This is a genomic window from Pelosinus propionicus DSM 13327, from assembly GCF_900114615.1.
GTDB lineage: Bacteria > Bacillota > Negativicutes > DSM-13327 > DSM-13327 > Pelosinus > Pelosinus propionicus.
Window position 1 is genome coordinate 1 of sequence record NZ_FOTS01000034.1, and the last position, 21,419, is coordinate 21,419.

The following is a 21,419-nucleotide window of genomic DNA, read 5'->3' on the forward strand; positions in this document are numbered from 1 at the left end:
CTACCAGATAGATAATCCATCACGACTGTTTCTTTCAACTCCCAAGAATAGGATAGGTTTTTCGAGGTTTCCTGTAGCCCTTCTGGTCCTAAAGACTGATACCTTGCTAACCATCGCCTAATGCTTGTATTAGCTACCTTTAATTGCTTTGACAGATCGTTCATGGAGTATTCATTCCGTAGGTACTTTTCAACTGCATCAATGCGTTCTTCATATGAAACCGTAAATTTGCTTCCCATAAAAAATATGCTCCTTCCTTGCAATAGACAGTTTTATTATTTCAACTGTCTATTACAAGGGGAGCATATCAGATAAAAAGGGCGGTGATGGTTCTTTTAACTTATAATAAGTTTGAGCGGACAAGTATGTTGTTGTTTATCGGGCTGTGTTTCGGTTTTCAATGCGTCAAGTGCCTTCGATTGAGAGAATATGCAGGTTTTAAGATTAACTTCCACAAGCTGTGGAAGTTAAATGTCTAGGTGGGGTCATAAGGTGCTGTTATAATGAATTTGTAGCAAGCGAGGTGTAAGGTATTGGAGATTCAAAACAAAAGGATTTTAAAAATACTGGAACTGTTTGATATTGAAAAAAAAGTACTTAATAGTGCAAGTATGGCTGCTTTAATTGGTGTAAGTTCAAGGACGATTCGCAATGATATCAAAGAATGTAATGCTATGATTCAGAAACATGGTGCACAAATTCAGGCAGAAACTGGTGTCGGGTATATGCTGAAGATTTATGATGAAAATCGTTATGAGGCATTTAAGGACGCTCAGAGCAATGAAGGCCGGAAAGGCTGGCTGAAGAATCATATCATTCCTTCAGACCACAATGATAGAATTTCCTTTATTATTGCTGAGCTTCTGCTAAACTCCTTACATGAAAGAGTCGTTACAGAGTCCGAACTTGCCGATGAACTTTTTATTAGTCTTTCGACCTTGAAAAAATACATGAAAGATATAAAGAAAAGTTTATTTCGCTTCGGCGTTGAGATTGTCGCGGATCGAATGAATGGAATCTGTATAAAAGGGGATGAGGCACAAATCCGTTATTGTATTTCAGAATATATTTTCAATAGCAATGATTTAGTAGATTTGGCGCAGAATGAATTTTACCGGAAGCTTTTCTCACTTGAAGAAATTGAAAAAGTAAAGCAAATCATCCTGAAAGTGATCTTAAAATACAACATTCATTTAACGGATATTGCTTTTAAAAATTTATTAGTACATATCATTATTACTCTGAAAAGAGCGGATGGAAAGAATACGACAGAATATAGCAAAGACCAAATGCTGATTTTAGAAGAATCGATCGATTTTTCTGTAGCTCAGGAAATTATCGATATTATCTTAAATCAACTTAATATTGACATTACAAATGAAGTGTATTATTTAACGCAGCATTTTATTTCCAGCAAGAAATTAATAGGAAGCGGCGAAAATACTCAGGCTCAATTGGAGTACCGGACACTGATTGAAAGTATTTTATCAAAAATCCAAATGGATATTGGAATTGATTTGTCTGTTGATGAAGAATTGATTTCTGGGCTTATGATTCATTTAGGAGCAGCCGTCAATCGATTAAAATTTAATATGAACATTCGTAATGAAATTTTGGCTCCTATTAAAAAAAATTATCCTTTAGCATTTGAAATGGCGGTTATCGCCAGCAAAGTATTGACGAATCAGGAAAAGCTGCGAACCAATGAAAATGAAATGGGGTTTCTTGCCATTCACTTTGGTGCAGCATTAGAGCGGCGAAAATGCAGTGCCAAAACGGCACTGACGGCCATCATTGCATGTGGAACAGGTCTTTCCACTGCCATGTTTGTAAAAAGCAAACTGCAAAGAAAGTTTGGCAGGCAGCTGCAAATTTTGAAGGTAAGTCCGCTTTATGAGATTACAGAAGAAACGATACAAAGTGTTGATTTTGTCTTTACAACTGTACCGATTAGAGGAATTCATTCTGAGAAGATTATTCAGGTAGAGTCAATTTTGACCGAAGAGGATTTGGGAAAAATCGAGATGATCATTCATGGAAATGAAGTAGAATCCCAAGAGCATTTTTTTAGAGAAGACTTGTTTTTTTCGGGGTTAAAGGCAAATTCCAAAATGGATGTTCTAGAGAAAATGACGGATCTGATGCTGAAAAAAGGATACATCGATCAAGCAGGAAAAAAATCGGTATTTTCCAGAGAACTGATGGCGTCAACGGAATTAGGAAGCTTAATTGCTATTCCCCATGCTTTAGAAAATCATAGCAAGGAGGCGGCCATTGCTGTAGCTGTTTTAGAAAAGCCCATTCTCTGGGATAAGGAGAAAGTACAGGTTGTATTTTTGTTAAGTATTCCAAAAAGCAAATGTCGGGTGTGGGAACCCGTTTTTGAAAGATTATATCGGTATTTTATTAGTGATTTTGGCGTGAATACATTGATCAAAAATGCCAAATTTGAAGTGTTGATAGAAAAACTAGGAGAATAGTAGGAAAAGGGGCTAGGGTAGGATGTTAAAGGACTTGACCAGTGAGAAGCTGATTCGCCTGAACATTGATGCGAAAGATTGGGAAGACGCAATCCGCCAAGCAGCAGATGCCTTGCTGCAGAATGGAAAGATAAAGTCATCGTATATTGATGCAATCATAAAAACGGCTAAAGAGGGCGGGCCTTATTTCGTTCTTACGAAACATGTTGCTTTACCTCATGCTCGGCCAGAGGCCGGGGCAATTGAAAGTGCTATCGGTATTGCAACATTAAAAAAGCCGATTGTATTTGGAAATAAAGAAAATGATCCAGTAAAATATTTATTTTGTTTGAGTGCTCAGGATAGTGAGAGTCACATCAATGCTTTAGCAGATTTGACAGGACTGTTGGAAAGTAAAAATTTTTACAAGTTCTTGGATCAAGCGAAAGATGCGTCTGAGGTAATGCAATATATTGAAAATATATAGAAAAGGGGTATAGAAAAATGGAATTTAAAGGATTAGTTGCTTGTCGTGCAGGTGTAGGATCAAGTTTGATGCTAAATATCAAACTTAAACAGGTGATTAGCGAAAATAAGCTTCCCATCAAGGTTGAACATGGTTCGTTAGATTCAGTTGCAGGTTTTACTGGAGCTTTAATTATTACGTTGAGCGATGTTGCTAAAGAATTGGAATCCAAAAAGTTGCCGCAGAAAATTATTGGCATCGACAACATTATGAACAAGGGGGAAATTCTGACGAAATTAAATGCTTTTCTTGCTGAAGCCAAGTAAAACAAGATGCGACAGATGACAATTGTAGATAGGCTGCTCCTATGTTAAAACGGATTAAAATCGTAACGCGTGATGTCAGTCTGACATAGGAGTGATGCTTTTAAACATCATGAAAGCATGAAAAAACCTCCCGTAATAAAATGATATTGGGGCCTTACGCCAATATCAAAACAGGAGGCATTTCCAATGTACAGTTTCAGTCTAGCATATGAAAAATAAAAATGCCAGTATTATACAATTGATATTTCAAAATACAAGAAATTGCTGCTATGTATTCTGCTAAAATCGACAATATCAGAATTTATGGAATATTTTTTTAATAACAATGCACTGATAGATGATAAGCATCGAAAATAGGAACATGACAAAATATTTCTTACATATAGGAGGCAGAAATTATGGATTTTATAGTTAGTTTATTGAGTAATCCGGCTGTGCTGCTAGGTTTAGTTGCTTTTGTTGGATTGCTGGCGCAGAAAAAAACGGGAACAGAAATTATAACTGGGGCATCAAAAACGGCGATCGGTTTTTTGGTATTTGGTATTGGGGCTGGAACGATGACAGGAGCATTAAAAAATTTTAATACGATGTTCCAATCTGGTTTCCATATTTCGGGAGTTATTACATCTCCGGAAGCTGCTACCGCTTTAGCGCAGAGCAAATATGGATTTGTAACTTCATCGATTTTAATTGTAGGTTTTATTATGAATCTTGTATTTGCACGTGTTACGAAGTTTAAAAATGTGTTTTTCACAGGAGGACACAGCTTGTTTTTCGCTTGTGTATTGGGGCTGATTCTAAAATTCCATGGTTTCAATGATGGCATGGCAATTGTTACAGGAGGCACCATTTTAGGATTCTTTTCGGCATTTTTGCCACAGCTTTGTCAGCCGTTTATGCGTAAATTGACTGGTAATGATGATCAAGCTATTGGTCATTTCAACATGCTTGGTTATGCTTTATCAGGTTATATCGGCAAGTTACTTTTTTCAAAGTGGGGTGATAAAACCACAGAAGATATCAGTTTCCCTGCTTGGTTATCTTTCTTCCGCGATTTTTTGATGGGCTGCGCATTTGTTATGACATTATTGTTCTATGTTTCGGCTTTGGCCGCAGGGGAGGATGCTGTTGCGAAGCTGGCTGGATCGACCCATTGGTTGGTATTCCCTCTCTTACAAGCATTTCAGTTTACGGCTGGTATGTCCGTATTAATGACAGGGGTACGTATGTTCTTAGGAGAAATCACGGCAGCATTTGTTGCTATTTCTGAAAAGTTTATTCCTGGGTCTCGTCCGGCATTGGATGTACCGACTGTATTTCCATATGCACCGACTGCCGTTATCGTTGGATTTCTTTGCTCTTATGCAGCAGGCTTATTTGCTATTGTAGTCATGGTTGTTTTTAATTTCTCGGTGATCATTATTCCGGCAGCACATATCCACTTCTTTTCCGGCGGTACTGCAGGGGTGTTTGGGAATTCCTTCGGCGGCTGGCGAGGCGCTGTGGCAGGTTCCTTTACCGTCGGTTTACTACTAGCGTTTTTACCATGCGTATTGTATCCGCTCTATGGAGAAATGGGTGTGCTTGGTTCAACGTTCCCAAATGTTGATTATAATATTGTTGGAATGATTCTCAATAGCGTATTACGAATTTTTAACTAGTATTATGAATCTGCAAATCTGCTTTTGTGTTACTATTGGCACCGCGGCAGGTTGAGCATAGCTAAGGAGAGGGAATGATGAGTGTAAGCAATAAAGAAGTTCTGCAAAAGTATGTGGGAGCTTTTATGACGGAAGTTGATGATTTTGTTGAACAGCTGGATATCAAGAGCATTGATGCTGCAAAAGATTTAATTTTGACGGCAGAAAAAAATAAGAATAGAGTACACGTGACAGGTATTGGAAAACCGGGACATATAGCTGGCTATATTGCATCCTTATTGTCATCTACAGGAACGCCAACCTATGAATTACATGGCACAGAAGCAATTCACGGCTCAGCTGGTCAAGTTCTGCCAGGTGATGTTGTGATTGCGATTTCCAATAGCGGTGAAACGAATGAATTAAAAGCGACTGTAGAAACCCTAAAAAGAAATGGAGCAAAGATTATTTCTGTCAGCGGTAATGCAAATTCTTGGTTAGCAGCCAAAAGCGATGTGTTTCTTTTTGCCGGAGTACAGGCAGAAGGCGATGTGCTAAATAAACCGCCTCGTGCCTCTATCATGGCAGAAATGATCGTCTTACAGGGGCTGAGTGTAGTATTGCAGACAGAGAAAGGTCTGACAATAGAACAGTATGTAAAGTGGCACCCAGGCGGATCTCTAGGCAAAGAGATAAACAAGGAACTGAGCAAGTAGTATCTCGCGTTTAATAAATGGAGGGATTTTAATGGAGGTTAAAGGGATTATTGTGGCAATGGTCACTCCTTTTGATGAAAACCAGAAAATTGATTTTCAGGCAACAAAACAATTGGTTAATAAATTAATTTCTGATGGCGCTTATGGGATTTTCATTCTTGGAACAAATGGTGAATTTCACCTGCTAAGCAATCAAGAAAAAATAGAGTTTGCTAAATGTGTTATTGATGAAGTGGGGAAAAGAGTTCCCGTTTATGTTGGTACCGGTGGGAATAGCACTGCAAATGTGATTGCTTTATCTAAAAGCATGGAACAAATTGGTGCTGATGCATTATCGGTTATTACACCGTATTTTTTAGTGCCGTCTCAGGAAGAATTGCTTTATCATTACAAAGCAGTTGCTGCATCCGTAACGATTCCAATCATTTTGTACAATATTCCTAAAAACACAGGCATTAACATTAGCGTTGAAACGGTTGCCGAATTAGCAAAGGTTGACAATATTATCGGCATTAAGGATAGCAGCGGCAGCATTGACAATATAGAGGGCTATATAAAGGCGACAAAAGATGAAAATTTTGCTGTGCTTTCTGGATCAGATTCCTTGATTTTAAAAGCACTTAAAATTGGTGCTAAAGGAGCGGTTGCAGCAACAGCCAATCTTTTGATGAAGAATGATGTTGCGATTTATCAAAAGTTTATAAATAGCCATTTGGAAGAAGCTGAAAAAGCGCAGCAAAACATTGAAGTACTGCGTAGTGTATTAAAATTGGGGACAGTTCCCTCCGTACTAAAAAAATCTTTAGTTTTATCCAATATGCCTGTTGGTTTATGCCGTCTTCCGGTTCAAGAACCAAAGGCGGAGACAATACCCAAAATAAAAGAAATGCTGACATATTACGGCTTATAAAATACGCTGAGTATGTTGGAGTGAACAAAAAGATAACAGATGGCATCGAGTTGAATGATGCTAACTGTTATCTTTTTTTAATCAATTTTAAGTCTTTAATTGACAATGATTTTCATTATCCTTATAATGGTAACGAGGGTTTCGATGGAGTAGGACGATAGTTCTAATCTTTAGATACAAAAAAGTAAAGAGGTGTATTCGAGTGAAAAAACTGCAATTGATTATGGTACTTATGTTATTATTGACAACAGGGATGTCAGTGTCTGCTTTAGCTAAGGAGAAACCTCAAATGACTCCTCCCCAGATTATTACGCTGGCGGCAATTTCTTTGCCTCAAGATGTGAAAGAAAAGTTTGCTGAGCAAACCGTGTCTGTAAAGGTAAAGGCAACGATATCGGTATCTGGATCGATAGATGGTGATGTACAGATTATTACCAGTTCTGGAGATGCTGCTTTTGATGCTGCCGTGATGGAATCGATTCAGAGGTCGGTATTTACTCCTGCATATAGTGATACTACAGCCGTGTCATCTTCTATTATTCTTCCCTTGCATGTTAAGGTAGAAAAAAGCATACCAGAAGAACAGGCAAATGGTGAAGTGCAGTCAGCTGCAGAATAGGTCATTTATCCTTATAATATATAATTGATAAAAATAATAGAAAATGGAATGAAACTGCTTACATCGTAGATCTGTTGTAAGACGTTTCATTCCATTTTCATTATTTTTTATCGAGCACGCATTCATTTCCATTTAATTTTTGACAGGTGCTGCAATGAGTTTTATTAATATGTTCAAGTGCATAGGCAATTGCATGATTGGTGTGAGGAAAGAAATGGTCTTGTCCAACCTGAGCATAAAGACCTGTTTTTTTCATTTTTTTCTCCGGCTGTTCATTTAAACCCGACATTAAGACGGTGATGCCTTTTTTTTGGATATTTTCTACGATCATGCGTAAATGGTTTTCACCCGTAATGTCCATAATGGGGACTCGACTCATGCGCAGTATAATAATTTTAGGGTCATAATGAATTGTACTCATAATGCTTTCCGAAAACATTTGGGCAGCACCAAAAAATAAAGGACCTTCGATACTAAAAATGCTGATTTGGGAACAATCATAGGTATGAAGTGCATTTTGGTCTGCGATATCAATTAAATGGTTCTCGTGATCGGGTACAACTTGTGTTACGACCATGATTTCACTCATTCGTTTCACGAATAGCATCATAGTAAGCAATAAACCGATTTCCACAGCTACCGTTAAGTTTGCAAATACGGTCAGGAAGAAGGTAATCAGTAAAACTCCGGTGCTTAAGGATTTGACCTTTGCAATGCTAATAAAGGCTTGATGCTGACTCATATTATAAGAAACAACCATTAAAACAGGAGCCATGCTTGCTAATGGAATAAGTCCTGCATAGGGTGCAAGAGCGAGCATGGTAAGGAGTACAAAGACGGCGGAAATTACAACAGAGTATCGTGTTGCCGCGCCAGATTTAATATTGGTTGCTGTACGGGCAATGGCACCTGTGGCTGGGATTCCGCCAAATAAGGGAATCACCATATTGGCGAGTCCTTGTCCTAGTAATTCGCGATTACTGTTATGATGTGTGCCAGTCAGACCATCGGCTACAACAGCAGATAATAAGGATTCAATGGCACCTAATATGGCTATTGTAAGAGCTGGCTGAAGCAGCAGTTGTATTTTATCTAGTGTAATGTCAGGAAATTGCATATGAGGTAAACCGCTAGGTATCCCGCCAAAAGCAGAAGCGATAGTAATTACATCGTTTGGAAAGAATAGAGTTGCGATTATTGTTGATAGGATGAGTCCAACTAGAGAACCAGGTACTTTTGGTAAAAAACGAGGTGTTGTGAGAATTACTGCTAAGCAAATGAATGCTGTTAATGTACTATAAAGATTTATTGTATCAAAATGGGTCATGATTTCCTGCATGTTAAGTAAAAAGCTTTCATGTCGCTCAAGTCCGGTTAAGCCAAAGAAGTTGGAAATTTGACCGGCAAAAATGTTGACAGCAATACCGGCAGTAAAACCGATGGTAACAGAGCGAGGAATGAATTTAATGAGAGATCCCATATCTAAAAGTCCCATGATAACAAGAATAATTCCGGATAAGAATCCTGCTATCAAAAGGTTATCAAATCCATAGGTGAGTACAATGGAGAGTAAGATAGGGATGAAAGCACCCGTAGGGCCAGCAACTTGATATCGGCTTCCACCAAATAAAGCGACTAGGCAAGCTGCAATAATTGTGGTATAAATACCATTCTCAGGATTGGCACCAGAAGCAATTGCAAAAGCCATTGCTAAAGGGAGAGAAATTACACCTACCGTCAGCCCTGCTAATAAATCTTTCTTAAAAAATCTAGTTAAATAACGCTTGAGTGGAACTCTAATAGCACGTGTCATGTAAATCCCCTTTCAGTCCGAAAACAATATGTTCATTATTATACACCTCTATATAGGAAATGTGAAACATTATTATGTTGAAATATAGATAACTATATAGTATCATATATTCAATAAATGCTATATAGTTATCTTTGAGTTATTAATCAATAGGTTATTATTATGAAATGTGGACAGAAGAGGTTCTGGTCTAAAAGGAGCAACGTATGAATAGAGAAATTCAAGAGTTTAAGGCTGAATTTTTTAAAGCCTTATCTCATCCATTGCGAATTAATATTTTAGAGATACTGAGTGATGGTGATAAGAATGTCAATGAGCTGCAGTCTCTGTGTGGTGTTGGGGGAGCTGTTATTTCCCAGCAATTAGCGATTCTTCGAAATAAAAACATTGTTAAAACTCGCAAAGACGGGACACGAGTATCGTATTCACTGCAAGATCCTATGATTCGAGAACTGTTGGTGATAGCGCGCCAAATTTTTAATAATCATTTGGTTAATACGATTAGCAAGTTTGATCGCTTTCAGATGGAGTCAAAGTCTTAATAGAAAAATTAATTCGTTATAAACATTATGTTGATGTATAATAATGTAAGACGGCAAGAAGAATCCTGCAAAGTAGTTTAACTTTGCAGGATTGAATATTTCACAGTAAAAAAGAACGGTATCGTTTTCTTGATTTCATGTACGATATTGCGTTGTCTAAAAGGGGTTATTCATGTCTAGTTTATTTCATATTTTTAAGAATAGGCAATTTCAAAGTATAGCAATTTCTCATTTCAATACAATCCTTGGTACTTCTTTACTTGTTCCTGTATTACCTGTTTTTTTACACAATAGCGGATTAAGTGAGACGCAAATCGGGATTATTATGGGTGCTACGGCAATGAGTGCTCTTATTATAAGGCCGTGGATCGGCTTTCAGGTGGATACTAGAGGAAGTCGACCGGTGATTTTGCTTGGACAATTCGTACTTATTTTATCAACGATTGGATATTGGTGGGCGAACAGTTTTTTAGGATTTTTTGTGTTGCGATTTCTTTACGGTATTGGACAGGCATTTTATGGTACAGGCGCAGTCACTTTTGCCAGCAGTATCGGATCTGGAGAAAGTAATTCCAACTCGATTGCCATGTATACGTTAACTACCATGTGTGGTCTTGGTCTTAGTATGAGCATGGCTCAAGTAGCTTTTGATAATGTTGGTTTCAATGTTCTTGTTGGCATTAGTGTTATTTTAATTGGAATTGCTTTTAATGTGATGAAGTGGCGTACTCAGCCAATTCAGTTATCTGTGAGAAATGTTGATCGAGTACCATTTATGGATGTACTAAAATCGAATGTTGTTTTTGCATCGACTCTTTCTCAATTTGCAACAAGTTTTGCTTTTAGTGCAGCCCTAACCTTCATTCCACTTGCTGCGATTGATAAAGGGGTTAATTTCTACTCTCTTTTCTTTATTGCTTTTGCCATTTCAGTGGTCTTTTCCCGAGTTTTTGTGCAAAAAATTAGTCATATTTTAGGACTAGTAAAAGCAACAATATACGCGAGCATCACGATGCTGCTGGGGATTGTACTGCTAATGATTACAATTTCACCTATGATACTGGTGCTTTCAGGTTTTTTATTTGGACTGGGATTTGGTGTGGTTTATCCTACCTTAGTTTTACTTTTAGTAGAGCGAATTCAGCAAACCAATCGAGGAACCGCTCTAGGAATTATGATTGCAGCCGGTGATATTGGAACGGCTCTTTCTGCTGCTATATTAGGCGGTGTAGCTGAACATCTGGGATATTTCGTCTTATTTTCAACGACAGCATTACTAGTGGCGATATGTACCTATTCTTTTTATTCCATATTGGTTAAAAGTGATGCTAAAAGTAGTGATAATTGATGATAATGTAGTATCGAATGAATCCTTAATTAAAAATACATAAAGCTTTCATACTACGGGAAAATTAGAATAAGTGCGAGGAGGTGTAATGTGATGAATTTATTAAAATTTGGTGCGAAGATGTTTAGTAAGAACTCTTTTTGGTTATTGTTAGCTGGTGGTGCTGCTTTGGCGTTATTGTCAGATCGCCGTCATCTACGGTCTAGTGCAGTAAAGGTGACGAAAAAGGCTTTAATTGCCAAGGACGAAGTGAGAAATGCAGCAGCAAAAGTGAGTGCTAAAGCTTCTGATTTCATAGAAGAAGCACGTCAAAAGAGAGGTACTTCTTCTTGTCGCGGCGGCGCGACAAGAGAAAAAGGGCATCGGATAGCCGTTGCTACGACAGCCAAGATATTGACATTCAAAGAGGCGGCACAAGCGGAATTTAAAAGTATTGTAGATGAGGCGAAAAGACGTCGTGCCATTCGCTAAAAGTGGATATTATATGTTTTAGAGCGCATAATAACGCAGCTGCAGAAGTACAGAAAAGGCTGAGAGAATTTTATTGAATTACTCTCAGCTTTTTCTGTTTCTGCGCTTTTTTATTGTGTTTTTATACTACTAGCGGTTGAAAATGCTTTCTTATCGAACAATGAGCAATTTGAATTCATAACGATTGCCAGCGTACCGATATTCAGCAGTAATCCTGCAGTTATTGGCGTAATGAAGGAAGTGGCAGCTAGCGCCACACCGGCTATATTGAAGGCCGCAGCAAAGGATATGTTTTGGCGGATAACCTTATTCATATACCTGCTAAGATAGATGGCTTCAGCTACTTTTCGAGGATCATCATTAGCAATGACGATATCAGCAGTGTCAATTGCCTGCGCTGTTCCTTTTCTGCCCATCGCTATGGCAACATCGCTGGCAGCAAAAGCGCGAGAGTCATTTGTCCCGTCTCCGATCATAACAATCTTCTTTCCTAGGGATTGCAAATCGTTAATTGTTTTTACTATATCGTCAGGGGGCATAGCATGCCGGTTAGCACTACGATCACCCTTTATCACACGAACATCCTTGATACCTAAAGAATGCAGCTGGTCTATTCCTGTATAGCATTCATGTTCAAATAACACGGTATCAGCATCTCCTAGGTGTTCTAAAGCTCCAATCTGCTTTATATAAATTCCTCTCTCGGCTGCTTGTCTGACAGCAGAATGTCTTGCTGCTTCTTTGGATAAGGAAATCGCAGCGGGGCACCCGGCAAGTAATATCGCGAGGCTTCGCATAAAGTTCCTAGTAAGAAGAAAGCTAATTCCTGAAACAGCGAAGGAATACCATATCATTCTTTCAGTCAATAAAGAGGATAAAGATTCTTTTTCTTTGTAATGCAGCAGTTTTTTTGCTGCAATCTGGTTACAATCAGAAAGCAGCTCATTTTCATGTACGGAGGTGGTGTTTTCTGCTTCTTTCTCTTTTTTTAGTGCTTGCAATTGCTTTCTCATTAGAAGATTCGAGATGCTTTTATGGGAATTTTCCTGCGCTGTTGTGCCAAGTAAGTAGGTTAATTGGACTAGCCAGAGCACAGACAACCCTGTAATGCTTTCTCGTATGGTAAGCAGTAGTAAGGTAGGCAGAAACAAAAGAAATTCATAGTTCATATTGTGTTTCTTTGCGGCAGTTTCAAAATGATTACGTAAGAGGGGGTAGCCGGCCATTAAAGTTGCAAGAGCAGCAAACGTGAAAATTTGTGGGGAAGAAGACCTTAGCGATTTCCCTGAAAAAAAGCGTTTGGCGATTAGTCCAACTAGAATAATACCGGTTGTTACGGCATAGGTCCCTGGTGATTTGATAAGCTCCGGGGAAAGATTACAACCCATTTTTACGCTCTTATGGATAGCAGACTTTTCGATTGAATAGCGCTGTTCTATTACTGAAATCAATGACTGAATTTCGGCGAGGCAAATATAAGTTGGATGAAAATGAATGAGAGCTCGGCCTGTTAGTGGATTTGCTGTCACGGAATAAATAAATTTTTCTTTTACTAATTTTGTTGTTATATAGTGAGCAAAAGCCGGATTTTGCAAAAGTGATTTGATGGATATTCGTAATCGTCCTGACAATAAATTGTATTGGTTCGTTGTAAGATTAGCTGCTGTCAATGAAAAGTATCCTCCTTTGTGCTTACAATACTCTTTGGAAAACAACCAGGTATAGCCATTAATAGAAAAAGGAAGCTGAGACGCAGACCTCGAGATACGATCTACAGTAATGAAAGCAACAACAGCAAGGAATGATTCCCTGCTGCTAATGTAAATCTGCACTGCTGGCTAAAAAAGCTTTAAACGCGCCCAGGAGATACCAGCAAGCAGATTGTCTTTTGATTCTTTACTTCTTTTTTTAATATAACCAAAAAACTGTCCCAAGAATTCTTCCCAAATGCGAATTACCTCTCCCTTTATTTCTGGTGAGTGATGTCTAAGTTCAATACTCATATCAATTGCTTCATGCAGTTCACGATTTGCATTTGTAATCTTCTGGCGTAACATTTCAATTGTAATAGCCACTTGTTCCTCCTGATATATCGATTAGCTAGGATCGGTCTTAGTAGTATCGAATGTTTCTTCACTAGCGTCTTCTAGATTATCATCAACTTCATCAAGTGAGTCTTTAAAACGTTCAAATTGAGCTTCGCTTACCAAATCTTCAATGTCTTCCCGTACACCGCTGAAAACTCCCTGTGCCTGTTCTGTTAATCCGATTACACCCTGTACCGCTTTTACAGCTAAGGGGCGAAGTTTTTCTCTAACACTTGGCATCAAAGCGGCTGCGACGACAATGGCTCCTATCCAAAAGGTTACATTATGTCCAGTACGCATTTTAACTTCATGATTAAAGCAGCGTTTTCTTCTAGTTAAGCCATTCATTCCCGGGCCTGTTTCTACTAAATCTGTTAGTTCTGCTAATTCCAGCAGTTCCTTACGTTCTTTGCGGATCATCTGCAGTAATGCTTTACGTGCATAGGGATCGGTAACTGTGTTTAATTTCTGTTCATATATACGTATGGCGGCTAATTTGGCTTCAAAAACCTGTTCAAGCCCTAAGGTCGTGTCCTCACAGCAAGTTTCCATAGCCCGCGCACGCAGGAGCTGCCCTCTGCTTTGTTTTACTTTAGATTTTAGCTCATATTCATTATAGGATCCTGTTTCGATATCGGACATTATAACCCTACCTTTCTAAATTTATACGATGTAATCATTAGTATTGTTCCCATGTTTATCCATGTTGTATACGTCTTTTTGATGAGATTTTTTGTAAGATCATATTGACGGTGCATAATTTTCTATAGTATAATCAATAATAGTGATAATGATAATTGCTATCATCAGGAGGCGGATTATGCCTATGTCAATATATATAAAACCAATTGAAGCATTGCAGCTTGAATGTATAAATGATATACGAGGGGAATTCTGTCAAATACGTTCCCAAATTTCTTCTTTAGAAATTCATACGTTAGCGGATTCTTTGTTTTGCCAAAGCTCTCTTGCGTGGCCTGCAATTTTACTGGAACTGCAAAAAGGAAGAATTTTAGATCGCCTTCTGAATAAGCTGAATGAAAAAGTGAAGGCTCATGGTTTTTCTTATGAGAGAAATTTAGCATTAAGAGGACCTTTTCCTGCTCTTTCTCTGAAATCCTTGCTGCCTGTAGTTCAAGAACATCGCTCTACATTGCGTGCTACTCGCTGTGTTGAATTCTTGGGCAATAAAGCGTGCAGCTATTCTTTGAAATCGGTCACAAAAGGTATATTTCCTTTTCAGGTGGATGTAGCAACATTGGCCATGGAGACATTAGGTTGTTCCAGCAAACAGCAAATGAAACAAGCAATGCTTGATCTTTCTGAACGTATCAAAGGACGTATTCTCAACTTTCTCTATGATTGGGAGAAATTAATCATTAAGCAAATTAGTGAACAGCTGATAACCATTAAGCAAAATTCCTACTTGTTGCTTACGGAAGCAGCTGTATAATAAAAAGTTGTATTCCATATAATACTTTCTAGTGGGTGCTAAACCTGCTAGACACTCTTAAATCCCAGTGTCTGGGATTTTTTTGCGTTTATTTTTAGAAGGTATAAGATCGTAGAGAATGCAAAGAGGATAGTAAAGCAATGAAAATACCAAGTGCGAGTGGCTTAGTTGGAAGTTCGATATCAAAGGGGGAAACGTTGTTTGGCTGCAGCATGTCTAAAAATTGTTCACAAAATACCTGGGCGGATTCGTATCTATTATCCTAGAATAAAACAGAATCCTAAGTTTGCTATACAGCTTGAAGTACTTTTAAGGAAGCAAAAAGGGATTCAGGAATGCAGCGCAAATCCTAAGTCGGGTAAGATATTGATCCAATATAATAGGGCTATAATTGCTGAAGACATAGTATGGTCCTTCTTGCAGCAGCACACAAAACAGACCTCTGGGCACCAGAGTTTCAAACGGCAGAAGGTAAAGCCTTTTGAAGTAGAGGATGTGCCTATTCCAACTCAAATTGCTTTAGTGGCTATTGGCGGTTTAACACTGCTTTATCATCTGTTTCGTTATCTGTTTCGCCTAGGGCCTCTTTCTGCCAATTTTTTGAGTCTAACTAGTTTGGCAACACTAATTACCTCTTTTCCCATATTGCGCAGTGGTATCGAAAATCTATTTTTACGCCGAATTTTAAATAATGAGATTTTGATAGGAACGGCTATTATTCTCTCTGTATTGCTAAAGGAAGGTGCTACGGGCTTAGTAGTTGTGTGGCTGGTGAATCTTAGTACATTAATCGAAACTCTTACCTTGGATCGATCACGCCGTACCATTCGGAGTATGCTGGAAGGCAGTCAAAAAGATGCCTGGATTGTTGTGAATGGTCAAGAAGTCATCATCCCTATTTCGCAGCTAAAGCAAGAAGATCTTGTATCCATAAAACTTGGCAGTAAAATTCCCGTTGACGGAACTGTTATGAATGGCGAAGCGATAGTCAATCAAGCGGCGTTGACTGGAGAGCCTCTGCCTGTGCATAAGCAAGTTGGTGATAAGGTATTAGCAGGTTCCACAATTGAACAGGGGACCCTATATGTTAAAGCTGAGCAAGTGGGGGATCAAACATCCGTTGCCCGTGTGATACATCTTGTAGAGCAAGCGACTCATTCAAAAGCTCCCATACAAAAGATGGCAGATGCCTATTCGGCACGTCTCATTCCAAGCTCTTTTCTTTTGGCTTTACTGATGTTTCTGCTAACAGGAGATATTAGAAGAACCATGACGATTTTGATTGTTGCCTGCCCTTGTGCAGCTGGATTGGCAACGCCTACAGCTCTTAGCGCAGCGATTGGGAATGCTGCCAGCCGGGGAATTTTAGTAAAGGGTGGTCGATATCTAGAAGAGGCAGGTAAAATAAATTATTTACTATTTGATAAAACGGGTACGCTGACAAAAGGAAAACCAACTGTTGCGAATGTCATCCCGATTCATAAAGGTTATGATTGCAAATCTATTTTAGCCATAGCTGCTGGGGCAGAAGCGAATGCAAATCATCCACTGGCGAGTGCAATAAAGGAAGCTGCAAAAGAACAAGGGATTCAATTATCCTGTATTCCTGACAGTGAAATGACAATTGGCCGTGGTGTGAAGGCCACGATTGATGGAATGATTGTTCACGTTGGCAATTCTTCATATTTAAGCCAGGTGGGTATAAAGATTCCTTCATGCAATCCTTTTACAATGCAGAACAAGAATGAAAGTGCAACGTTAGTATACATAGCTGGTAACATGGCGCTTATTGGAGTGATTGTAATCGTAGATTCCCTTCGTGCAAATGCAGAGAAAGCAATCCGCAGTATTAGAGAAGAAGGGCTTACGAATATTGGAATTATGTCAGGAGATGCAGATACAGGGGTAAAAGAGATTTCCAATCTTTTAAGAGTGGAAAAATTCTGGGCCAATATGCTCCCGCAGGATAAGTTTAATATCATAAAATCCTTTCAGGAAGAAGGCTATGTAGTCGGGATGGTCGGGGATGGAATTAATGATTCCCCATCTTTAGCTCTTGCCAATGTTGGCATTGCGATGGGGATCGGCGGGGCAGACGCAGCAATTGAGACCGCTGGTATTGTTTTGCGAGAAGATAATCCAGAGAAAATTGTGGAAATCATTCGTCTTGGTAAGAAGTCCTTACAAATCATCAGGCAGAACTTTCTTTTTGCTATTGGGGCGAATATCATAGGATTAGGGCTGGGTTCCGCGAAATTAATTTCACCATTAATAGCAGCTGTTTTGCACAATGCTAGTACCCTGGCAGTTGTAATGAACTCTACACGACTTCTGTCTTACTCTCCCCAGCAACCTAGCGAGGAGGCTGTCCCTTGTTCCAGCGATCAGAAAAGGTATGAACTGCTCTATAAGAAAGAATTATAAAATAAAAAAAGATTTTACAATAGTAACTCCTGTACGGCTCAGACCATGCAGGAGTTTATCATTCTAATCGGAAATAGTACATTAAGGTACGAATTAAGATGAAAAGGATCATGATAGCAATGATAATTGTAAGTGCTTGTTTAGCAGGTGTCGAATGTAGATATAATGGCTCGGCATGCTCAGTTCCGCAAATTGTAGATATGGTAATACAAGGTAAGGCTATACCAATCTGTCCAGAAATACTTGCCGGATTGCCAACTCCTCGTCCTCCCGTAGAGCAAATTAAAGGAAAGATCATCTCTTTAAATGGTGATGACCAGACAGACCCATATACGGCGGGTGCTCAAATGGGTTTAGAAATCGCAGTAGTTAGCAAGTGCAAAAAAGCGGTATTGAAATCCAAGTCGCCAACTTGCGGCTCAGGGCGGATCTATGATGGTACATTTTCGGGTACTATAGTCTCCGGTGATGGCATCTTTGCTAAAATGCTTAAAGAAAAAGGCATAGAAGTATGTACAGAAGAAATATACAGCTAGTCGGGAAAAGTAGCGCAGAATTCATCTCTGCATGTTTTGAACAATTGGAAATGGTGCTCCTCATCGAGAATTATGCGTTCCAGTAATTCTTGAATAAAAGGATCATCAATGAGATGCTGGTGCCTTCTGTAATTTTGGATTGCATCCATTTCGTGCTTCATATTTGCCGATAGTTTATCATAAACAGTATCGCCGTAGTAGACAAAATCAGCATTCCAAAATCGCATAAATCCATGATCATTGCTATGCATAACTGGATAGTTACCAAGTAAGCAAATGATTTTACCCAATAAGGTTAAATGATGCATCTCAACGATGGCGATTTGGTGTGCAAGCGTTGCGATCTTGGTATGGCATTCTTCCATTGTAAGGTAATGATATATGTATTGGTGAATTGCTGTTAATTCTCCAGAAATACCAGCATAGTCTTCTAATAAGATTGATGCATAGTAAGGGCTTTTACCCGTAACTCTGGGAGTTGGATAAGGGTCAGGCAAGGAATAAAGTTGTTTTGGGTGTTGTTCATGATTCCTTTGATTTTTCACAGCCAATCACTCCCTGCATAGTAGTAGATGACTCATTTTATGCAAAAATAGATGGGAGTAGTCCTTTTAACGGTGCTTTCTTATAAAAACTCCTGCAAAGTTGTTTGCTTTGCAGGAGTTTTGCTTCGTATTGTAAAATAGTATAAATTGGAAAAAAAGCAGCAATATGGCAAGATATTCGTTTAAAAAACTTTTTTGAGGTGAGGATATGACTACATTAAATTGGGGAATTTTAGGTCCTGGAGCAATTGCTTTAGAGTTTGCAAAAGCAATCAAAGAAGTGAATGGCAGTATCTGCGCAGTAGGTGCAAGAAATCTTGAAAAAGCAAAGGCCTTTGCAAGTATGTATCATATTGAAAAGGTCTATGGCAATTACGAAGAAATGCTGAGTGATCCTGGAATTGATGTAGTTTACATTGCAACGCCTCATAGTAGCCATTATGACTTTATAATGAAGAGCCTTATTAATAATAAGCATGTATTTTGTGAAAAGTCTATTACAGTGAATAGCAAACAATTAAGAGAGATTGTTGCTGCTGCAGAGCAAAAGAATTTGGTGGTTGCAGAAGCTATGACTGTATATCATATGCCATTATTTAAGAAGCTGCGTCATATTGTTGACTCAGGTAAAATTGGTACACTTAAGATGATTCAGGTATCTTTTGGAAGTTGCAAAAAATACGATGTTGCCAATCGATTTTTTAGCAAAGAATTGGCAGGGGGCGCACTACTTGATATTGGGACGTATGCCTTGTCTTTTGCTAGATACTTCCTTTCCAGTCAGCCTTACGAAGTATTGACTACTGCGAAAAAGTTTGAAACAGGTGTAGATGAGCAGTCAGGTATTCTGCTTAAAAATTCCAGGACGAAATGGCGGTAATTTCTCTAACGATGAGAGCAAAGATGCCAAAGCGCGGTGTTATAGCAGGAGAACTAGGATTTATTATAGTTGATAATTTTCCAAGGGCATCGGAGGCTACAATACATTATCTAGATGGAAAAGTGGAAGTGATAGAAGCTGGTGAAGCAGAGAAAGCATTCGTATATGAAGTAGAGGATATGAATCAATGCATTTTGAACAAAGTGAAAATGGATACCGTAGAATTATCAATGGATGTCATGGAAATTATGGATGAAGTTCGAGCTCGATGGGGAATACGCTATCCCTTTGAATAAAGAGAAAGTATTCTCTATTCTATTTCCACTAAGGAACTAATGCTTCTAGTTTGGAAAGTAATTTAACTAATATAGCCAAATCGGTTTCTCCCAAGTAGTCTTTAACAGAGGCTTGAGCTTTATCCCAGAGCTGGGATGCATTGTTTACGGTGGCTGTTCCTTTTGAGGTCATCATCACTTGTCTTGTTCGGGGGTCTTGACCAGGAGTGATCGTTATCAAACCATGATCGACTAATGACTTCATGTTTCGATTTAGTGTTGTTCGATCAATACGCATAATGTTAGCCAATTCGCTGATCGTAATCGGCTCGACTTGCTTAAGATGCTTTAATAAGGATAATTGACTAATGGTAAGTCCGCTAGGTTGTAGAATCTTATCATAAAAATGGGTAACCGCTCTAGAGGCACGCCTAATATTCAAGCAGTTGCAAGGGCTGGGTGTTTTAAAATGTTTATGATTATTTTCCATTAAATGGTCACCTTTCTTGATGAAATATTGAATGGTTATCCGTGTGTATATGCACGTATGATGATTTTATTGTAATGGGAATGAAGAAGTATGTCAACAAGTAATAAAATGATAAAAAAGATAGAATAAATTTACTCTTGACGAGTGAAAATAATTAGTATATATTGGAAAGCAGCTGATCAAAAAAATTGAAGGCAAAAAGTTCTAACAGAACTTTTTGCCTATTTATTTTATATGCGCTAATGAATGAAGTCTGCAAAGAGGTTGCTTCACTCTGTTCGCAGAAACCAAAGAACAGCAAAAAAAATGGAAAACTATACCTTTCGGTAGAGGTAATCATTCTCAAAATGATTTATGCTAATATTAGGAAGAAATGGAAAGATACAAATCAAATCTAAAGGAATTAGGTGAGCAGATGAATATTCATGAATTACATCAAATTAAAAATGTAGCACTCCTTGTTGGAGTTATATATCTTTTAAAGTTCTTAGGAATTGTAGAAGCATAAAAAAGGATAAAAAAAGATAAAAAAAGTGCTACATCAAGAGCTGCTTCACTTAAGAGTAGCTTTTGGTGTAGCACTTTATCATTCTATCATAGTATATTTTTTTATCGTCATGCGTATAAAGATAGTAGAGTTAGTCAAATTTTGCCTGCAGTAAGTTTACTTTACTATAAAGGAGCTACTGATGAAAATACGCAGAGGAATGTTATTTGGGGCTTTCTTTTTTTTTACAGTATTGTTAGCTGGAAAGGTAGAAGACCACTTAATTGATATATCTGATGTGATCTGGAAAGTACCTACTTCTCGCAAGGTCGTCGCATTAACATTTGATGATGGGCCTGTTAAGACCACTACTCCAGAAATTTTAAATATATTGAAAGAAAAAAATATAAAAGCGACTTTCTTTGTAGTGGGAGAACAAGTGAAGCGGTATCCTAATCTTATATCCCAAGAGATCGCAGAAGGTCATGAAGTCGGTAACCATACCTACAGTCATCCCACGCTGACGAGCTTACAAGAAGGGATGGTTGAAGAGGAATTAAAAAAGGCAGAAAAAGAAATTTTAGAAGTGGCACCGAAACCGACACTTTTTCGACCTCCAGGGGGAATTAGCAATAAGAAAATTATCAAGATTGCAAGAGAGAGTGAATACAGCACTATTCTTTGGTCAATTGATCCGATTGATTGGCGCTCTCCTTCTCCTCCAGTAGGGGAAATCGTGGATTTCGTGGTTAAAGAGGTTAAGCCTGGAAGCATTATTCTTCTTCATGATGGAAAATATCCATCTACGACGCCGGAAGCTCTTTGGTTTATTATCGAAAGTCTGGAGTCTCGCGGCTATGAGTTTGTAACAGTTACAGAATTACTTCAATATTATGAAGCAAAATAATCAGCAAGTTTTCGCTAAACATGAT

The 21,419-nt window shown here is 38.5% G+C and carries 23 protein-coding genes; 16 read left to right on the forward strand and 7 right to left on the reverse strand.

What is annotated here, in order from left to right; genetic code table 11:
* Nucleotides 1–239: helix-turn-helix domain-containing protein (locus BMZ99_RS16750; protein WP_139214791.1), on the reverse strand; the 239-nt coding region annotated here is incomplete at its 3' end.
* A 294-nt stretch (nucleotides 240–533) separates the two neighbouring features.
* On the opposite strand from BMZ99_RS16750, the gene BMZ99_RS16755 reads away from it, so the two are divergent.
* From BMZ99_RS16755 to BMZ99_RS16785, 7 genes are all read left to right on the forward strand, one after another.
* Nucleotides 534–2,480 carry a BglG family transcription antiterminator gene (locus BMZ99_RS16755; RefSeq protein WP_090939820.1) on the forward strand — a complete coding sequence of 649 codons (1,947 nt, stop codon included), beginning with the start codon at nucleotides 534–536 and terminating at the stop codon, nucleotides 2,478–2,480.
* 22 nt (nucleotides 2,481–2,502) lie between these two features.
* Nucleotides 2,503–2,946 (forward strand): PTS sugar transporter subunit IIA, encoded by a 444-nt coding sequence (locus tag BMZ99_RS16760; protein ID WP_090939823.1) that lies wholly within the window; start codon nucleotides 2,503–2,505, stop codon nucleotides 2,944–2,946.
* A gap of 17 nt (nucleotides 2,947–2,963) precedes the next feature.
* Nucleotides 2,964–3,251: a PTS sugar transporter subunit IIB gene (locus BMZ99_RS16765; RefSeq protein WP_090939826.1), complete on the forward strand. Its 288-nt coding sequence runs from the start codon at nucleotides 2,964–2,966 to the stop codon at nucleotides 3,249–3,251.
* 398 nt (nucleotides 3,252–3,649) lie between these two features.
* Nucleotides 3,650–4,912 carry a PTS ascorbate transporter subunit IIC gene (locus tag BMZ99_RS16770; protein ID WP_090939828.1) on the forward strand — a complete coding sequence of 421 codons (1,263 nt, stop codon included), beginning with the start codon at nucleotides 3,650–3,652 and terminating at the stop codon, nucleotides 4,910–4,912.
* Nucleotides 4,913–4,986: 74 nt separating this feature from the next.
* Nucleotides 4,987–5,607: a KpsF/GutQ family sugar-phosphate isomerase gene (locus BMZ99_RS16775; RefSeq protein ID WP_090939831.1), complete on the forward strand. Its 621-nt coding sequence runs from the start codon at nucleotides 4,987–4,989 to the stop codon at nucleotides 5,605–5,607.
* A 31-nt stretch (nucleotides 5,608–5,638) separates the two neighbouring features.
* A complete protein-coding gene (gene dapA / locus BMZ99_RS16780) occupies nucleotides 5,639–6,517 on the forward strand; it encodes a 4-hydroxy-tetrahydrodipicolinate synthase (RefSeq protein ID WP_090939833.1) in 879 nt (292 codons plus the stop codon).
* A 202-nt stretch (nucleotides 6,518–6,719) separates the two neighbouring features.
* Nucleotides 6,720–7,136, forward strand: coding sequence for an energy transducer TonB (locus BMZ99_RS16785; RefSeq protein ID WP_090939836.1), 417 nt, complete (start codon nucleotides 6,720–6,722; stop codon nucleotides 7,134–7,136).
* 100 nt (nucleotides 7,137–7,236) lie between these two features.
* Here the strand turns inward: BMZ99_RS16785 and BMZ99_RS16790 are convergent, their stop codons facing one another.
* A complete protein-coding gene (locus BMZ99_RS16790; RefSeq protein ID WP_090939839.1) occupies nucleotides 7,237–8,949 on the reverse strand; it encodes a SulP family inorganic anion transporter in 1,713 nt (570 codons plus the stop codon).
* A gap of 206 nt (nucleotides 8,950–9,155) precedes the next feature.
* Between BMZ99_RS16790 and BMZ99_RS16795 the strand changes: the two genes are divergently transcribed.
* The 3 genes from BMZ99_RS16795 (at nucleotide 9,156) to BMZ99_RS16805 (ending at nucleotide 11,310) form a co-directional block, all read left to right on the forward strand.
* Nucleotides 9,156–9,491 (forward strand): ArsR/SmtB family transcription factor, encoded by a 336-nt coding sequence (locus tag BMZ99_RS16795; RefSeq protein ID WP_090939841.1) that lies wholly within the window; start codon nucleotides 9,156–9,158, stop codon nucleotides 9,489–9,491.
* 172 nt (nucleotides 9,492–9,663) lie between these two features.
* Nucleotides 9,664–10,839, forward strand: coding sequence for an MFS transporter (locus tag BMZ99_RS16800; protein ID WP_090939844.1), 1,176 nt, complete (start codon nucleotides 9,664–9,666; stop codon nucleotides 10,837–10,839).
* Between the two features lie 93 nt (nucleotides 10,840–10,932).
* Nucleotides 10,933–11,310 (forward strand): hypothetical protein, encoded by a 378-nt coding sequence (locus BMZ99_RS16805; protein WP_090939848.1) that lies wholly within the window; start codon nucleotides 10,933–10,935, stop codon nucleotides 11,308–11,310.
* A 110-nt stretch (nucleotides 11,311–11,420) separates the two neighbouring features.
* Here the strand turns inward: BMZ99_RS16805 and BMZ99_RS16810 are convergent, their stop codons facing one another.
* The 3 genes from BMZ99_RS16810 to BMZ99_RS16820 all read right to left on the reverse strand — a co-directional run bounded on the left by BMZ99_RS16810 (nucleotide 11,421) and on the right by BMZ99_RS16820 (nucleotide 14,039).
* Nucleotides 11,421–12,980, reverse strand: coding sequence for a cation-translocating P-type ATPase (locus tag BMZ99_RS16810; protein ID WP_090939851.1), 1,560 nt, complete (start codon nucleotides 12,978–12,980; stop codon nucleotides 11,421–11,423).
* 168 nt (nucleotides 12,981–13,148) lie between these two features.
* Nucleotides 13,149–13,385: a hypothetical protein gene (locus tag BMZ99_RS16815; protein ID WP_090939854.1), complete on the reverse strand. Its 237-nt coding sequence runs from the start codon at nucleotides 13,383–13,385 to the stop codon at nucleotides 13,149–13,151.
* Nucleotides 13,386–13,406: 21 nt separating this feature from the next.
* The gene (locus BMZ99_RS16820) at nucleotides 13,407–14,039 is read right to left on the reverse strand and encodes a hypothetical protein (protein WP_090939857.1); all 633 of its coding nucleotides are present in this window, start codon (nucleotides 14,037–14,039) and stop codon (nucleotides 13,407–13,409) included.
* Between the two features lie 178 nt (nucleotides 14,040–14,217).
* Between BMZ99_RS16820 and BMZ99_RS16825 the strand changes: the two genes are divergently transcribed.
* The 3 genes from BMZ99_RS16825 (at nucleotide 14,218) to BMZ99_RS16835 (ending at nucleotide 17,810) form a co-directional block, all read left to right on the forward strand.
* Nucleotides 14,218–14,850 (forward strand): hypothetical protein, encoded by a 633-nt coding sequence (locus BMZ99_RS16825; protein ID WP_090939860.1) that lies wholly within the window; start codon nucleotides 14,218–14,220, stop codon nucleotides 14,848–14,850.
* A 201-nt stretch (nucleotides 14,851–15,051) separates the two neighbouring features.
* Entirely contained in the window at nucleotides 15,052–17,274 is a 2,223-nt protein-coding gene (locus BMZ99_RS16830) for a heavy metal translocating P-type ATPase (protein ID WP_090939863.1), read from the forward strand.
* 110 nt (nucleotides 17,275–17,384) lie between these two features.
* Nucleotides 17,385–17,810 (forward strand): DUF523 domain-containing protein, encoded by a 426-nt coding sequence (locus BMZ99_RS16835; RefSeq protein WP_245755021.1) that lies wholly within the window; start codon nucleotides 17,385–17,387, stop codon nucleotides 17,808–17,810.
* On the opposite strand, the gene BMZ99_RS16840 is transcribed toward BMZ99_RS16835, so the two are convergent.
* Nucleotides 17,807–18,355 carry a ferritin-like domain-containing protein gene (locus BMZ99_RS16840; protein WP_090939866.1) on the reverse strand — a complete coding sequence of 183 codons (549 nt, stop codon included), beginning with the start codon at nucleotides 18,353–18,355 and terminating at the stop codon, nucleotides 17,807–17,809. The genes BMZ99_RS16835 and BMZ99_RS16840 overlap by 4 nt on opposite strands.
* 208 nt (nucleotides 18,356–18,563) lie before the next feature.
* Between BMZ99_RS16840 and BMZ99_RS16845 the strand changes: the two genes are divergently transcribed.
* Together BMZ99_RS16845 and BMZ99_RS27090 are read left to right on the forward strand one after the other, a co-directional pair.
* A complete protein-coding gene (locus tag BMZ99_RS16845; RefSeq protein ID WP_245755022.1) occupies nucleotides 18,564–19,235 on the forward strand; it encodes a Gfo/Idh/MocA family protein in 672 nt (223 codons plus the stop codon).
* Between the two features lie 23 nt (nucleotides 19,236–19,258).
* On the forward strand, nucleotides 19,259–19,531 hold the full coding sequence (locus BMZ99_RS27090; RefSeq protein ID WP_245755023.1) for a hypothetical protein: 273 nt from the start codon (nucleotides 19,259–19,261) through the stop codon (nucleotides 19,529–19,531).
* A 28-nt stretch (nucleotides 19,532–19,559) separates the two neighbouring features.
* Here the strand turns inward: BMZ99_RS27090 and BMZ99_RS16850 are convergent, their stop codons facing one another.
* On the reverse strand, nucleotides 19,560–20,000 hold the full coding sequence (locus BMZ99_RS16850) for a MarR family winged helix-turn-helix transcriptional regulator (RefSeq protein ID WP_090939869.1): 441 nt from the start codon (nucleotides 19,998–20,000) through the stop codon (nucleotides 19,560–19,562).
* A gap of 689 nt (nucleotides 20,001–20,689) precedes the next feature.
* Here BMZ99_RS16850 and BMZ99_RS16855 point away from each other — a divergent pair.
* Nucleotides 20,690–21,394, forward strand: coding sequence for a polysaccharide deacetylase family protein (locus tag BMZ99_RS16855; protein WP_090939872.1), 705 nt, complete (start codon nucleotides 20,690–20,692; stop codon nucleotides 21,392–21,394).
* Nucleotides 21,395–21,419 lie beyond the last annotated feature (25 nt).

What these genes read in the sequence shown, in the direction of transcription:
- BMZ99_RS16760 (WP_090939823.1), top strand. Translation starts at nt 2,503, where the DNA reads ATGTTAAAGGACTTGACCAGTGAGAAGCTGATTCGCCTGAACATTGAT.
- BMZ99_RS16765 (WP_090939826.1), top strand. Translation starts at nt 2,964, where the DNA reads ATGGAATTTAAAGGATTAGTTGCTTGTCGTGCAGGTGTAGGATCAAGT.
- BMZ99_RS16770 (WP_090939828.1), top strand. Translation starts at nt 3,650, where the DNA reads ATGGATTTTATAGTTAGTTTATTGAGTAATCCGGCTGTGCTGCTAGGT.
- BMZ99_RS16775 (WP_090939831.1), top strand. Translation starts at nt 4,987, where the DNA reads ATGATGAGTGTAAGCAATAAAGAAGTTCTGCAAAAGTATGTGGGAGCT.
- dapA (WP_090939833.1), top strand. Translation starts at nt 5,639, where the DNA reads ATGGAGGTTAAAGGGATTATTGTGGCAATGGTCACTCCTTTTGATGAA.
- BMZ99_RS16790 (WP_090939839.1), bottom strand. Translation starts at nt 8,949, where the DNA reads ATGACACGTGCTATTAGAGTTCCACTCAAGCGTTATTTAACTAGATTT.
- BMZ99_RS16795 (WP_090939841.1), top strand. Translation starts at nt 9,156, where the DNA reads ATGAATAGAGAAATTCAAGAGTTTAAGGCTGAATTTTTTAAAGCCTTA.
- BMZ99_RS16800 (WP_090939844.1), top strand. Translation starts at nt 9,664, where the DNA reads ATGTCTAGTTTATTTCATATTTTTAAGAATAGGCAATTTCAAAGTATA.
- BMZ99_RS16805 (WP_090939848.1), top strand. Translation starts at nt 10,933, where the DNA reads ATGAATTTATTAAAATTTGGTGCGAAGATGTTTAGTAAGAACTCTTTT.
- BMZ99_RS16820 (WP_090939857.1), bottom strand. Translation starts at nt 14,039, where the DNA reads ATGTCCGATATCGAAACAGGATCCTATAATGAATATGAGCTAAAATCT.
- BMZ99_RS16825 (WP_090939860.1), top strand. Translation starts at nt 14,218, where the DNA reads ATGCCTATGTCAATATATATAAAACCAATTGAAGCATTGCAGCTTGAA.
- BMZ99_RS16835 (WP_245755021.1), top strand. Translation starts at nt 17,385, where the DNA reads ATGATAGCAATGATAATTGTAAGTGCTTGTTTAGCAGGTGTCGAATGT.
- BMZ99_RS16845 (WP_245755022.1), top strand. Translation starts at nt 18,564, where the DNA reads ATGACTACATTAAATTGGGGAATTTTAGGTCCTGGAGCAATTGCTTTA.
- BMZ99_RS27090 (WP_245755023.1), top strand. Translation starts at nt 19,259, where the DNA reads ATGCCAAAGCGCGGTGTTATAGCAGGAGAACTAGGATTTATTATAGTT.
- BMZ99_RS16850 (WP_090939869.1), bottom strand. Translation starts at nt 20,000, where the DNA reads ATGGAAAATAATCATAAACATTTTAAAACACCCAGCCCTTGCAACTGC.
- BMZ99_RS16855 (WP_090939872.1), top strand. Translation starts at nt 20,690, where the DNA reads ATGAAAATACGCAGAGGAATGTTATTTGGGGCTTTCTTTTTTTTTACA.